Origin of the sequence: Halobellus ruber, assembly GCF_014212355.1 — an archaeon.
In the GTDB taxonomy this organism is placed as follows: Archaea; Halobacteriota; Halobacteria; order Halobacteriales; family Haloferacaceae; genus Haloquadratum; species Haloquadratum rubrum.
The window spans coordinates 105424-118222 of sequence record NZ_JACKXD010000002.1; the positions used below are offsets into that span (position 1 = coordinate 105424).

15 protein-coding genes are annotated in these 12799 nt (G+C 54.8%); 8 read left to right on the plus strand and 7 right to left on the minus strand.

Features of this window, described 5'->3' with window-relative positions; genetic code table 11:
* The first annotated feature begins 99 nt into the window (after positions 1 to 99).
* Complete coding sequence (locus tag H5V44_RS05555; RefSeq protein WP_221625603.1) at positions 100 to 1038, plus strand: CPBP family intramembrane glutamic endopeptidase; 939 nt, start codon at positions 100 to 102, stop codon at positions 1036 to 1038.
* Between the two features lie 44 nt (positions 1039 to 1082).
* Here H5V44_RS05555 and H5V44_RS05560 read toward each other — a convergent pair whose 3' ends face one another.
* Positions 1083 to 1400 carry a DUF7521 family protein gene (locus H5V44_RS05560; protein WP_185192134.1) on the minus strand — a complete coding sequence of 106 codons (318 nt, stop codon included), beginning with the start codon at positions 1398 to 1400 and terminating at the stop codon, positions 1083 to 1085.
* Position 1401: 1 nt separating this feature from the next.
* Positions 1402 to 1773, minus strand: coding sequence for an ArsR/SmtB family transcription factor (locus H5V44_RS05565; protein ID WP_185192672.1), 372 nt, complete (start codon positions 1771 to 1773; stop codon positions 1402 to 1404).
* Between the two features lie 93 nt (positions 1774 to 1866).
* Here H5V44_RS05565 and H5V44_RS05570 point away from each other — a divergent pair, with 93 nt between their 5' ends.
* On the plus strand, positions 1867 to 2790 hold the full coding sequence (locus tag H5V44_RS05570) for a glycosyltransferase (RefSeq protein ID WP_185192135.1): 924 nt from the start codon (positions 1867 to 1869) through the stop codon (positions 2788 to 2790).
* A 339-nt stretch (positions 2791 to 3129) separates the two neighbouring features.
* Here H5V44_RS05570 and H5V44_RS05575 read toward each other — a convergent pair whose 3' ends face one another.
* Positions 3130 to 4095, minus strand: coding sequence for a CPBP family glutamic-type intramembrane protease (locus H5V44_RS05575; protein ID WP_185192136.1), 966 nt, complete (start codon positions 4093 to 4095; stop codon positions 3130 to 3132).
* A gap of 378 nt (positions 4096 to 4473) precedes the next feature.
* Here H5V44_RS05575 and H5V44_RS05580 point away from each other — a divergent pair, with 378 nt between their 5' ends.
* Entirely contained in the window at positions 4474 to 4743 is a 270-nt protein-coding gene (locus H5V44_RS05580; protein ID WP_246403788.1) for a hypothetical protein, read from the plus strand.
* A gap of 113 nt (positions 4744 to 4856) precedes the next feature.
* Here H5V44_RS05580 and H5V44_RS05585 read toward each other — a convergent pair whose 3' ends face one another.
* The gene (locus H5V44_RS05585; protein WP_185192137.1) at positions 4857 to 5108 is read right to left on the minus strand and encodes a hypothetical protein; all 252 of its coding nucleotides are present in this window, start codon (positions 5106 to 5108) and stop codon (positions 4857 to 4859) included.
* 157 nt (positions 5109 to 5265) lie between these two features.
* Positions 5266 to 5460: a hypothetical protein gene (locus H5V44_RS05590; RefSeq protein ID WP_185192138.1), complete on the minus strand. Its 195-nt coding sequence runs from the start codon at positions 5458 to 5460 to the stop codon at positions 5266 to 5268.
* Positions 5461 to 6118: 658 nt separating this feature from the next.
* Between H5V44_RS05590 and H5V44_RS05595 the strand changes: the two genes are divergently transcribed.
* Entirely contained in the window at positions 6119 to 6562 is a 444-nt protein-coding gene (locus tag H5V44_RS05595; RefSeq protein WP_185192139.1) for a DUF3592 domain-containing protein, read from the plus strand.
* 297 nt (positions 6563 to 6859) lie between these two features.
* Positions 6860 to 7297 (plus strand): DUF5518 domain-containing protein, encoded by a 438-nt coding sequence (locus H5V44_RS05600; RefSeq protein ID WP_185192140.1) that lies wholly within the window; start codon positions 6860 to 6862, stop codon positions 7295 to 7297.
* Between the two features lie 135 nt (positions 7298 to 7432).
* Here H5V44_RS05600 and H5V44_RS05605 read toward each other — a convergent pair whose 3' ends face one another.
* A complete protein-coding gene (locus H5V44_RS05605) occupies positions 7433 to 8227 on the minus strand; it encodes a DUF5694 domain-containing protein (RefSeq protein ID WP_246403789.1) in 795 nt (264 codons plus the stop codon).
* A gap of 2165 nt (positions 8228 to 10392) precedes the next feature.
* Here H5V44_RS05605 and H5V44_RS05610 point away from each other — a divergent pair.
* From H5V44_RS05610 to H5V44_RS05620, 3 genes are all read left to right on the plus strand, one after another.
* Complete coding sequence (locus tag H5V44_RS05610; protein ID WP_246403790.1) at positions 10393 to 10563, plus strand: hypothetical protein; 171 nt, start codon at positions 10393 to 10395, stop codon at positions 10561 to 10563.
* Between the two features lie 167 nt (positions 10564 to 10730).
* A complete protein-coding gene (locus H5V44_RS05615; protein ID WP_185192143.1) occupies positions 10731 to 11540 on the plus strand; it encodes a DUF7847 domain-containing protein in 810 nt (269 codons plus the stop codon).
* Positions 11541 to 11609: 69 nt separating this feature from the next.
* Complete coding sequence (locus H5V44_RS05620; protein WP_185192144.1) at positions 11610 to 11999, plus strand: DUF5684 domain-containing protein; 390 nt, start codon at positions 11610 to 11612, stop codon at positions 11997 to 11999.
* A 45-nt stretch (positions 12000 to 12044) separates the two neighbouring features.
* Here H5V44_RS05620 and H5V44_RS05625 read toward each other — a convergent pair whose 3' ends face one another.
* The gene (locus H5V44_RS05625; protein WP_185192145.1) at positions 12045 to 12731 is read right to left on the minus strand and encodes an ABC transporter permease; all 687 of its coding nucleotides are present in this window, start codon (positions 12729 to 12731) and stop codon (positions 12045 to 12047) included.
* Positions 12732 to 12799: the final 68 nt, after the last annotated feature.

A 12799-nucleotide genomic window follows, 5' to 3' on the forward strand; every position in this document is an offset into this window, starting at 1 on the left:
CGTTCGTCTGAGCAAAACTCCCGATCCAGCAATATTCGATCTATGGGTAGCATAAGGGTGGACAGTAACTTCAGCGAATGAAGCCGGGCGACGGCCCTGATGGGTATCCCACCCGTTTACCCGGGTGTGATGCAATCGAACCGCTCGCTGCTCGCACGACTCAGCAACGAACATCCGGTCGTGATGTTCTCCGCACTAGCGATCGGACTCTCCTGGACGGTGTGGATGAGCACGTTTTCGATAGCTACCCCACGGTCGGGGCTGGGGATCATCGGGATAGCACTCGGAGCCTTCGGCCCCGGCGCTGCGGGAGCGGTCGTGACACGCCTCCGTGGTGAATCAGTCCGGGCTTGGCTCGTGACGACTTTCGAGTGGCGACGACCACTCCGCTGGTACGGAGTCGCAATCGCGGTTCCGGTGGTCGGTGCCCTCGGAGTCGCTGTCGTCGTGTTCTCACTCGTTGGGCTTCCCGACAGCGGTTCCCTCGGGCGGCTTGCCCCGTGGTTCCTGGTTAATCTGGTGCTGGCGACGCTGTTCACCGGTGGGAATGAGGAGTTCGGGTGGCGAGGATTCGCACTCCCACACCTCCAGAAGCGGTTCAGTGCGCTTACCGCGAGTGTTCTCGTCGGTGGCGTCTGGGCACTCTGGCACGTCCCGATGTTCGCCTACGGCGTGTACCAGCTCTCACCGCTTCTGTACGCCGTCAGCGTGGTCAGTTTCGCGGTCATTCTCACGTGGTACTACAACGCGTCGGACGGAGCCGTTCTCGGTGCCGTGCTGCTTCACGGGATGATCAACGCCGCGGTGAACGTCCCCGGACGGGCCGTCGGCGGGGCGGCAGCGGTGCCGGTCCCCTACGCTGCGATTCTGGCCGGTGTATTCGGGATCCTCGCTATCCTGCTCGTCATCCGCTACGGTCCCGAAACACTCTCACACAGGGAGGCCGTCCGGCCGCGCTGGACGGCAACACGGTCGGCCGACGGACCCGCGTCCGGTAACGCCTCAAACGGCCGACGTGCGACCGAACCGTCTGACTGACGGAGCGACCGAACCGCGTCGCGTTCGAGGTTCGACGGGTGGGATCAGTCTCGCCGCGGGCTCCACAAGCCGTAGAGAATCAGTCCCAGACCAGCGAGTTCGAAGAACTGGTTGACACCGTTAACGATGGGGCCGGGCACGTCCAGCAACACAAACAGGACAACCGCTACAGCGCCCGGTACGAACAGCACCAGAACGAATCCGACCGCGATGTACAGCATCGGACGGCTCTGATTCTGTCGGTATGCCGTGTAGGCGATATAACTGATCGCCAGCCCGAAGAGGATGATGATTACCTCGCTGAGCTGACGAACGGTTCGGAGCGTTTCGAGGTCGACCGACTGGAGCGTTACATCGAACATATCAGGGTCCCTCTACGAACCGTGTGAAGCGGTCGGCCATCCGTTCCCGACGTGAGACCGTAATCTCGAAGCCGTCCTCGCTGAGATCGAGTTCGATGCCGTCGAGTTCCGTCCGGTAGAGCTTGTAGTTCTTCCCGTCGGTGACCGGCTGGATCTCCTCGGTGACCAGATCGTACTCGCGGAGTCGTTCGAGTCGCCGGTAGACCGTCGGTTCTGAAACCCCGGCGCGATTGCTGAGCTCTGCCGCCGAGCGAGGCTCCTTCTTCGCCTCGACGAGAATCGTACGTGCACACTCGTCGCCGAGCAAATCTGCGAGCGCGTCGGGATCACGCACGTCGGACAATTTGAGTGATCCATCTCTTGTTTCGCCAATATAGGTTGTGCCGTTCTTGGCTTTCTGTCTGGCTTCAGTCAGAGAAGCTCTACGAAACTACCATCCATATCCGCGCTCACGTTTCGAGTACGGATGTCGAACAGACAGACACGCTCACCGACAAGCGTACTCCTCCCGACAGTATCTTGGACTGACGCCTGCGATGAGGTCGCCGCACAGTTGGGGCCCGAAGACGAGCTCCTCATCATCCATGACAGCGAGGACGACCCGGTTGCGGGCCGCAACTCGCTCCCGAAGAACGTCCAGTTGATCGCTGCCGGCGACCCTATCGGGTGTTCCGGGAAAGCAAATGCTATCGCTGCTGGGATGGAGGCCGCCAGTCACGACCGGCTTGTCTGGACCGACGATGACTTTCATCACCCTCCAGAGTGGCTTGACCGCCTCCGCGAGGACTACGCCGAACACGGCCCGACAACGGAGCTACCGGTATTCGTCGGGCAAGATCCGCTTGCAGTCCTGTTAGAGCCGATTTATTTTCTTGGTGGCACGCTCGGAACATACATAGGTGACCACGCTTGGGGTGGAGCTGTCATATTTGATCGGAGTGATATTGACGAGGCACGATTCCTCTCGAAACTCCGTCAGACGATCAGCGACGATGGTCTCCTCGGCGACCACACCGACGTGACTTCAGTTCGGCGCGTACGGAGGGTCCCGATGGGTGGAAGTCTTCGGCAAACGCTCGAACGACACATCCGGTTTAATAAGATTTTCGCAACGTATGATCCAGTAGCGGCGAAACTCTCATTTGGTGTGTTGGTTGCGGTTCTCATCGGCTGTGTTCTCTTCCCACCCCTGGCGGTGGGACTAACACTGCTGACAGCCGGTGGTAGCGCTAGCTTCGGGGTTCAACGGGGGTCACTACTGCTGACGGTGCCAGCACTTGTAGCCGCTGTCCCTCTGGGGCTGTATGCGTTCACCCGGGACACATTTGTTTGGGGCGGGCGACGGTACCGGTGGCACTCGAAGTATGCCGTTGAGGTACTGACCGAGTAGTGTTCTCCGGGTCAATTTGATATACAGTTGTGCCGGCCAACGTCACTTGATTCCCTAGCTGTTCGATGGGCGCCTTCTCATCGATAGAGTACAGCATACGCGCCCTGTATGCAGCAGAACCTCCGCTATCTAACTGATTTCCATTGATCACGGAGTAATCGATACAGAGGGACGATGCCGGTTATTGAGTCCAACGGGTGGTGGGTCGCACGTCTCGCTGGATGCACTTCCGACAGATGAAGGAAGACTCTGTCAGTAGTTCGGCGCAGGAGACTCGATTCAGGGGTGCAAGCCATAGACGAGACCCGACTTGCGTGCACTATGAACGTCCGAGAGCGGTCAAGAACTCTCGACGATGCGCCGGTAGGTGTCGGTGACCGACATCCCCGTGTGTCCGGTGAGGCGTGCCCACCACAGCACAAGTGCAATGAGGAGAACCCCTGGAAGCAAAATCAACAATGTATCGATAGTCCCGGCTACCGTTCGCTCAACCGCGAAGAGCTTCGGGTACGGACTGCTAGCCCTTCCGACGACCAGTATAGCCCAAGCGTTCGACGCGAAGTGGATCCCGATCGGGAGCGCAAGGCTTCCCGTAGCCGCATATGCTGCCACAAAGTATGACACGGAGATAACTGCCTGTAGTGCGCCAAACGCCGGATTCGTGTACTCGGCTGCGACACCGAGCGCGTGAGGAAGTCCGAATGCGAGCGCACTTAGTACAATTGCACCCCCCAATGCGCCCGTCCGTGGGACGCTCCGTGCAGCAAGTCCCTCTGTGGCATTTCGAATCAGTAAGCTCCGGAAAACGAACTCCTCCCATACTGCAGTAACCAGTACCCCAAACAGGCTTACGCTAGTGACGAGGGCGAGTGACGAAGGGCCCGTCGCAACACCTCTGACCGTCGTGTCCGTGACTGTGAGCCCGCCCGTTCCGACCCAGACCACAGTGACAGCACACTGGAATATCACTCCCAGTCCAACGCCGGCAGCGAGGTCACGCAACCAGGCGACGTTGACACCGAACCCAACGCCCGACGCGGACCGATCACCCAGTCTGACTGCCACTACGACGGCACCAGCAACTGCGGCGAGATATGGGAGTTTTAGCTCTGTAATGACAGGTGGAACTTCGGTGGCACTGAGAATCGTCTCCCCGAGTACAAAGAGTCCGGCGAACACCGCCAATGAGAATAGAACCCGCCAAGTTGCCCGAAGTCGTGGGTCCGCCTCCCCATACAGAACCTGCTCGACGACCGTGCGTGGCTCTGTGGTTTCTGCTCCGTCCTCTCGGGTCGTCGATCGCACATTTCTCCCTACTCGTTATAACTGAAAAAAGATACTCCAAGCAAACAGGTTGTCGGCGTGTCGGAGACAGGTCCTCAGTTGCTGAACGTTTTCGGAGACCGTGCGGAGTACAGAGTGTCTATACAGTACATCTAATTTGGATGAACTGGCGTACAACTGCGAAGCATAGAGAGGTCTACCGCTGTCTCGCTGTTACAGACGGATTCTCCCATTTCCGACGAGCGTGACAAGATAATGACAAAAAGTTATTATAAAAAAGTTGTTACAGTGTTTCTTTCACGATTTCACAGCCGAATCAGTTGTGAGAGTAGGCGTGCGGATTGAATACCGACTGTGAGGGAGAAGACATATTTGTACTGGTCTGATCAGTCTGTAAGTATGAGCAAAGCCCTCCTCTATCACGGCTCAATGACTGTTTGCGGTGGTATTCTCGGATTCAGAGGTCTGAACAGTGTAATTTCCGGGGAAGTGTCCCTCGTTCCAATACTCCTGTCAATTGGCGGAACTGGGATGGTATTCAGTGCAGTATATGAAGCCGTTCTCTCATCCGATTCGTCTGATTCAATTCCTGACGGCCGAATAGTGTGGTCTACGGTAATGCTGACTCTAATCGCAGTTATCGCTGGAATTTGGTCTGTGATTGCTTAGTACCGATCGATTAGTGGGTTCTATCCACTAACCAGACAGTTCTGGACACAACTCAGACGAGGGCTGCCAGTTGAGATATACACTGCTCGGCTGCGTGTCTCTTGTGATACATTTTAGTCCCAATGAAGCAAGTAAAGGAGATAGACGCTTGCACCCGTAATGAGTATACCGACCGCAGCATAGGCTAAAGCCCCCAAGCCGCTTGCGTAGAATGCTATTTGAATTGCTTGGAGCTCCACGAGAACCGCGAACGCTGCCAGTATCGTCCAAAAGACAGTTGAGATAACTGACCATCCAGCTTTTGACACCTCCTCTCTCACAGTATGGCGAATTTCCGCTTCGGACAGGTTATCGGAGTCAGCCATATCTGATACTGTGTTGTCCATCAATTTATCATTGGCTTGTGTAGCGCGATGAGCGTACTGCTTGTACTGATCGAGACGTGAGTTCCCTGTACTGAACCATCCTTGGCAGTGGATATTCCACCGTGATTCAGCGAACAGCCCTTCGGGTACTCGCTGTCTAAACGTCACCTGCTATCCTCGATGTGGACTCTGTATGAGAGAGGCCCAAGTGCTGAACAAGACACGTCCCCACGACGAGGACGCCGATAGCTCTCATCAATACGCCCAGCACTGGAGCGATCAAGAACAGTAGTCCGGCGAATCCAAGATCGAGTACGCCTATGGACACGGGATAGAGTGTCTGCTGCGTCATCTTGTCTTCGTATAGACGTAGAAGCGTGAAAAAGTCGGTTAAGTCTCAAAGAGACGCTATACATACTCACTGGGGTTTTCGCGCAGTTTTAGCCGTGGACATTCACGTCTGTACGTAATGTGTGGTAATTACCCACACAGTTATTAATCATTAAGATAATTCCAGCGTATGAGGTATCAAGTGAAATGCGATAACTGTGACCTCAGGGAGGAGTTACACAAGCACGACGCCTACGGCCGAGCGAAGGAACACGAAAGTCAGCATACATCTCACACGGTTGCTGTCGTCCGACCTCGTGAGTAATCCGGTTCTGTGCCGATTTGTTTTTCCAGGAGATCACTGGTGTATTGCTGACCAAATCAGACGTTCGAGTCTCGGGAATATCGAGTGGTCACAGGCGCGTGGATTTTCAGCTTGTGACTGTGTACTGATACTGTTGGCTATAACTACGTGAAAATTTTCGACACCCCGGGGTGTCGAAATCCTTCACGTGACTATAGCCGACAGTATGAGGAGGCCTCATAGGGTGTCATAGAAGAGTTGCCACGGTGTTTATCTCACGAGTTCAAAAAGAATCAGTCGTGAAACTCTGCGTGCATATGTTGCGCAGTGAGAAACACGTCAAAATTAACATTCAGTAATCAAAACAATCACGAATATGTCGAAGTTGTCTCTAATAAGTATAATACTGGGGATTGTGCTGCTCGGAGTTGCCGGATACATAGCATACTCTCAGCAACAAAACCTCTCGTCCGGGGTGCAGATTGAAGCCACGGTAGAGAGCAAAGAAGTCACTATGGATTCCTCAAAAAGCGGGGATAAGTACACGCCCCACGTCACTTACAGCTACACGTACAACGGAACCCAATACACTTCCGACAACATCAACCCGGGAGTAGGAACAAAAGCGTCCGACACAAGGACTGCCGCCGAAGACAGAATTGACCAGTACAATGTCGGGGAGACAACCACGGCCTATGTCGTGCAAGGCTCACCCTCGAAATCGTATCTTAAGAAAAAGAGTAGCCCTCTACCACTTATACCCGGCATCTTAGGCCTATTCCTGATCGGAAGACCAGTCTACAAATCCGTCGCTTCTTAATTTCGAACCGCTCCGTTAGGGTGATGTCCTTCCGCTTGGTTGCTGAATCATTGCTTCATCTTCTGGCTCTAAGTCTCGCACGTGATTCATAACAATATTATGGTATTTTGAGTGTCGGGCTGGTATGTGGGTATCCTTGTTGGCCGGTCCGACCTAATCAAGTCTGGATACAGGTTGTGTGAGAGGCGCGTAGGGAGTACAGCGTGTGGGTGACCGAGTGACCAGGTATGGATACGATGTCAGTTTTATTCATCCGGGTGTTTACTTGGTCACCGGTGTGAGTAGTCTCCAAGGATAATGTCGGGTCTCAGTCTCTGTGTTCGGAATAGATTACTGCGATGGAAATACGGGCTTATCGGTGGGGGAGTGGCTCTTCCGTGTACTGCGGTCAGTTATTGGCAGACCGGGTCCGAAGTCTCGGTGGGGGCAGTAGTGTTCGGCGGGATCCTGACCGGGTACTTACTCACCCGGTCGGACAGTGAAACAACTCGTGCAGGGATCCAGGTTGGAATCGTTGGTGGACTCCCGATTCTCTGGGCCGTATTCCACACATATGTCGCCGTAGCAGGGTTCACCCAACCGGAGTGGGTCACACTCGGACAGGGCGTGTTCCTGACCGTCTTTACCGTCGCCGGGTTTGGGATCGCCGCGGTTGTTGGCGAGATCGGCGTCCGGATCGGGACGTGGCTGGCGGACACCGTTGAGGGTCGCCGCAACCACGGACACAGTAACTGACGACGCGTCGGGACGACCGTTTTTCAATTGCTTCTCACTGAATCAGCTGTTCAGTAGGCCTGCGGATTCGGTATAGTTCCATCTCCGACTCTCAGGCAGGATCAGTCAGCAGAGCCAGCAGAAAGGTTGTGTGCGTCAGTCGGTAAGATACGGCAGCGGACTGACCGGTGCCATCATTGGTGCGCCGGTCAGTATCTGTCCCAGTTGCGGCACGTGTGATGCGCCGTAGACGACTAGCACCCGTTCGTCATCTTTCGCAGGCACGTTCCAAATGTTCGATGCAATACGCAGGTTTCGTTGTGTCCACGCCGTCATCAGTTTCACAGCCGTGTAGTCTCCCGGCTCGCTGTTTTCAAACGCCGTCGCATAGAAGTTCATATCGTTATTCCACATAGCTGCTCCCACGCCAGGCGTATTCAACCACTGATAGAACTCCACCAGCGAACCTTCATCAAGCCGCTGCTGTTTCTCCGCGTTACTTTCGGCTGCGTCCGGAAGCGGATATTCGACGGTATCAGGATCGACGAGCACGGCTCGCAGCGAATTCGGCAACTGCCGTTTTTCCTCATCAGTCAACAGCGCTGCAGGACTTTGGAAGTAGTCAACAGCAGCAACGGAGTCGTGTCCGAGCTTGTCGGCAAGCCGGAACCCGATTTGAACGGTTTCATTGCTTCTGTCCCGCTCCCACCCGGAAACAGTACTCAGCGTGTCGGGGTCGTCACGGTAGGCTGCGTATGCATCATCGATGACCGGCTGCTCTGAGACCCGTTCCTCGACGGCGATCCGGTCGGGCTCCCAGTCTGCAAGCCGGTCAGTCAGTGTTTCGAGTTCGCGCTGCCGCTGCTCGCCCAGAATGTCCCCCGGATCCGTAGCATATGCGTTCTGTGTGTCTCCAGGAGACTGTGCGAGATGCGTTGAGCCGAGGAGCATCACCTCGCGTTGGCCCTCCTTCGGGTCTGGCCACTGGTCAGGCCCCGCCGCGGCGGGAGTTTCAGCGGTAGTTTGTAGCCCGGCACATCCGGCGAGTCCAGCTATCGCCGCGGCAGCAGCTGATCCCATTACTGACCGCCTGTTTAGGTGAAGTTCCGATCGCATAGTTGGCTACCCACGGTTTCTGGTATCAACACAGTATAACTGCCAAATGATAAACAATCTGAACGGTTAAAGGCGAGTTTGAGTGATATACTACATCTCAACAAAGAGAGAGAGTCAACCCTCATTAAGATATGCAGGGTCCCGATTACTGAATCGTGAGATCCCTCGCACAACATACTCAGCCGGTCGAGCGGATTCAACAGCCTTCGTCAGTATATGTCAATAAGGTGTATGTTCTGTTTTGATACATAATTTTGTAGACGGCCGTCGTATCCCGATACTGGAACTCTGACGGTTCATTACGTTGGCTCGTAACAGTATAATTCCCACTTACAGCGACTTCTTCAATCACCCGCTGTGCGTCAGTACTCAGGTTCTCGAATATGTATGTTTCACGGACATCACCGTAATTTTCTGCCGACTCTACGGCTTCGTGCCTCAGGTGGCACTCCGGTTCTGCGGTCCCATCTTCCGGTTCCACGGTCGATTCTGAGAAGCACCCAGCGGTGGCGGTGGAAGTCACAAGACCAACAATAGTCAGAAACGACCGACGGATCATAAAACGTCTGCCGTAGTATGTGTTAAATATTTGACTCAAAGTGAAATAGACATTTGAACTTACAGAAGGCCTATCATTTGCCCTGAAAATTGATTGATAAAATGTCCTTGTTGCGCTACTGTATACTAATCTGTGGTTTTGTTCTCATAGCCGGCTGTATCGGTGGATCTCCCGCAGATACGTCCACGCCGTCGGCCACCCCAACTCAATCAGCCACACCAACCCCCTCAGTCACCCCACCGCAATCGGGAACGACTGTCGGTGAACGAGCAATCGCCGCTGAACAGGCCCGTATCGAACAACAGGCAAACACGTATAAGAATCTTATAGGGCTTCGCTTTGGCACGATTGAACCAGCCGACTCCGAAGTCGTCTCACGCAATAGTACAGGCATCATAGCTGAGGTTAGTGTCGGATATAGTGCCTCCATTGACTGTGATGGCGACGGTGAACCAGACTCTGCTGTCGACGGTGCCAATACGGTCACGACATATTTTATTACTGAAAATAATTCACGTTTGACTGAGGTTTCACAGGACTTCCTCAATCCTGTGGACTACTGTTGAACTAGAGTTTATCGAGTGCCCTGCTGAGCTAATAGTCTACAAAAGTAAGACATCTTGACAGACGCTATATATCTACAGTTGGTCTGTCAACAGTTCGGGTTTAGCGTGCTACGGTCTACCGGATGATCATCAACCTTCTGTAGGAAATGCCACAAAAGTCCCGGACATCGGCCTTACACCGAGAGATCTCCCTCCCTATTCGACGATATATTCTAATTTTGATATAATTGAGATGGCGGTTTGCCGGGCTCTGCTTCAACAGTCTGCACAGCCGACTTGACCGATTTTACTCTGTGGTAGTAAATCTCATATGCCACCCCCATATGAGCAGACTATTTTGCCGTGAGCGTGCGTAAGGAACCGGGAACCCAGAGGCCGTACAAGTGAGTTAAATTCACCTTTGACTATTCGTTTGATTCTTTATTCACCGGCGGCTATGGAAAATTGCCAGCAGAAGTCCTGCTGGTCCCCACCACCTGGCCCCCACAGAGGCCCTGAATGGTCCCTTGCCACCCGCCGCCCAATTCCATAGCCCTCCATTCAGCCCCTCTTCCCCCGTTTCGACCCCCTCAGTCTCTTGTCCAGGCTCAGACTATCGGGACAATCGGGGGATCGCCGAGTATCATAAAACAACGCAGTATAATTTATTCACAACTAAGCTGATCAATAAATATGGTCCCCACAGACACCAAGATCACCCTCCCGTTCGTCGTGATCGCGGCACTCGCCTGGTACGTTTCATTAGGGCGCATCGCTACGCGGGTCTCCTGGTCGATCCTTGTCGGGGTCGGTGTCGTTGTCCCGGTACTCATCACGGAATTACGGTCGAAGACATTCGGACGATGACTCGTCTCCGTCAACGGATTATCTATTGGATGGAAGGTCTCTCACGGCTCGAATACGCTGTCCTCACCGGTGGGTTCGTGGCAGGGTTCTTGTTGCTCGTCGGTGTCCTCCGCCGCGACTCGCTCATCGTCGAAGCGTTAGCTATGGGGGCGTCGATGACAGTATTCTTCTACTGGTTCGGCCTCGGCGACAAACTGTAGCCAAGAATAAAAGCGACACACAGGGTAGGCTCGCTGCAGGAGGCACACTCAGCGACGGAGCGACCACTCACACTATGAGAATTGTAAATAGAGCCTCTGAAAATGGTTAAATATGGTTTTGATACTCCAGTTGATCTAATATGAGGCGCCAGTAAATCAGAGATACGATGGTTCTGGTCTCCGCATTTAGAGATGGATCCGCCGCCCTCCGAGCGAATCCGATCCTGCTCGTCGCCGGCCTCCTCGTTGGGGCCGGAAGCCAACTGCAGTACCTCGATCAGGTCGTTGACTCACCGCTGGTGTCAGCAGGTGCCTCGCTCGGGTGGCTGGTCGTGTTCCCGTTCGTTCTCGGTGGATTCATCGGAACAGCCCGCGCTGCGATCGAAGGAACGGACACGTCGATCCGCCAGTTCGTCACCACAGCGCGGACACATTACGTCCGACTGCTATCCGCTACGGTAGCGTTCCTACTGATCATCCTTGGAACTGCTATCGGGATCGGGACCGTTGGACTCGTCTTCGGTATCGGATCAATGGCGCTCGCTTCGATTCACGAGGTGGCTGGCTTCATCGGAGGCGTCGTCTCCGTGATCGTCTGGCTGGTGTCTCTCCTCGTCGTCATTATGTTCGTACAGTTCTACGACGCCGCAATCGTCATCGAAGAACAGAGTGTTACTGATTCGTTCCGGAGAAGTATCGGGCTCGTCCGCGCGAACCTCACAAGCGTTGTTGGCTTCTCACTTATGTGGACGCTTCTAGTGAATCTCTTCTTCATTCCCGAGTATCTCGTCCAGTTGACGATGACCGACGCCGCGCCTGCTGAGGTATTACCGGTCGACCTCGGGGTTCCGGTCGCGGTCCTGCTCCCGGTCGGAATCGGTCTGTCAGCGGTCGGCTTCGCGTACTTCTATACGGTATACACGGCGTACTACCTGCGGTTGATCAGTGACGCACCGCTCCCAACGGATGCAGCATAAAACAGCGATCTGATTTTCACCTGGTCTTCTTACCAACGGGAGTGTATATGTTTATTCGTGAATTCAGTAATGAGCACATCCGTTCCGTTACAGAGTGGTGGTAGTGGAAACGTCGAACTGTTCGTTACGTTGGCGCTTACTGCCGTGATTTTCGCCGGGTTCTGGAAAACGTTTGAGAAGGCCGGTGAACCAGGATGGGCTGCAATCGTCCCGATATACAACCTGTATGTGTTGGTCAAAATAAGCGGAAACGCGTGGTGGTGGTTCGTTTTATTCTTCATTCCGGTGATTAACTTCTTCGCCACGCTGAAGATCAGCATAGACGTTGCTGGCAAGTTCAATAAGGGAATCCTGTTCGGCCTCGGACTCACGTTTATTTCGTTCGTTTTCTATCCGCTTCTCGGGTTCGGTGACTATCAGTACCAAGACACTACACGTTCAGCCGAGGGTGCTGTTTAGTATTCGTCTGGATAACGCTCATCAAAACCGACGGGGGAGGTGGATTCAGAACTCGTTCCACATCCGCCGTACCGTTCCAACAGGGTCATCACCGAAGGCTCGCAGCCCGGGGAGGAAATCGTCTCGAATACTCCGGAGCAGGAGGATCCCTAACCCAAACGCCAGCAGAGGTCCGCCGAAGAACAGCGCAACGAACACGAGCGCTCCATCGATCGCCAAGGGGACTGCCCCGTAGGGGATCGGAATCAGCGACACACCGGGAAGTGCCAGCAGGCTGCCGATCTTCAGCGCAAGCTCCGACCGACGTTTCCAGTCGTCGGGTGCGTACTCCGATTCGAGCTCAGCCCGCACTGCGCTCCGGACCTCCTCGTCCGTCCGAAATTCGAGGTCGGAGACGGTTCGCTCCCCCCGCTCGGCCGTCTGCGTTCGGGTTCGGGCCCGCCGAAGTACTGTATCGCGCTCGATACTGTGAAGCAAGCGAACGCGCTCGGACATGACCCGCATATCCGCGAGGGCCCGGACGAGGTGCTCGTCGTCGTAGGAATCGAACGCGGCTTCGAGCTGATCGTCCGGGTACTCGACCAGATGGGCGAAGTCGTCGACACCGGCAGCGACCCGTCTGCGGATTCGCTGCTGATCCCGACGACGCTTGGCGCCGTCCACGGACTGGAACCCGTTTTCCATACGGTTCCGCTGTGTCTTGGTGAGCAATGCCGCCGGCTTGTCGGACATACGCGAAGTACGTGACAACACACAAGTAAATTGTCACACGATCGGTCAGCGTGCGGGGTTCCGACTCC

Excerpts from the sequence above, each read along its gene's own strand:
- H5V44_RS05585 (WP_185192137.1), bottom strand. The coding sequence starts at position 5,108 with ATGGCTGACTCCGATAACCTGTCCGAAGCGGAAATTCGCCATACTGTG.
- H5V44_RS05620 (WP_185192144.1), top strand. The coding sequence starts at position 11,610 with ATGAGCACATCCGTTCCGTTACAGAGTGGTGGTAGTGGAAACGTCGAA.
- H5V44_RS05570 (WP_185192135.1), top strand. The coding sequence starts at position 1,867 with ATGTCGAACAGACAGACACGCTCACCGACAAGCGTACTCCTCCCGACA.
- H5V44_RS05605 (WP_246403789.1), bottom strand. The coding sequence starts at position 8,227 with ATGCTCCTCGGCTCAACGCATCTCGCACAGTCTCCTGGAGACACACAG.
- H5V44_RS05600 (WP_185192140.1), top strand. The coding sequence starts at position 6,860 with ATGTCGGGTCTCAGTCTCTGTGTTCGGAATAGATTACTGCGATGGAAA.
- H5V44_RS05595 (WP_185192139.1), top strand. The coding sequence starts at position 6,119 with ATGTCGAAGTTGTCTCTAATAAGTATAATACTGGGGATTGTGCTGCTC.
- H5V44_RS05615 (WP_185192143.1), top strand. The coding sequence starts at position 10,731 with ATGGTTCTGGTCTCCGCATTTAGAGATGGATCCGCCGCCCTCCGAGCG.
- H5V44_RS05610 (WP_246403790.1), top strand. The coding sequence starts at position 10,393 with ATGGAAGGTCTCTCACGGCTCGAATACGCTGTCCTCACCGGTGGGTTC.
- H5V44_RS05590 (WP_185192138.1), bottom strand. The coding sequence starts at position 5,460 with ATGACGCAGCAGACACTCTATCCCGTGTCCATAGGCGTACTCGATCTT.
- H5V44_RS05580 (WP_246403788.1), top strand. The coding sequence starts at position 4,474 with ATGAGCAAAGCCCTCCTCTATCACGGCTCAATGACTGTTTGCGGTGGT.
- H5V44_RS05560 (WP_185192134.1), bottom strand. The coding sequence starts at position 1,400 with ATGTTCGATGTAACGCTCCAGTCGGTCGACCTCGAAACGCTCCGAACC.
- H5V44_RS05625 (WP_185192145.1), bottom strand. The coding sequence starts at position 12,731 with ATGTCCGACAAGCCGGCGGCATTGCTCACCAAGACACAGCGGAACCGT.
- H5V44_RS05555 (WP_221625603.1), top strand. The coding sequence starts at position 100 with ATGGGTATCCCACCCGTTTACCCGGGTGTGATGCAATCGAACCGCTCG.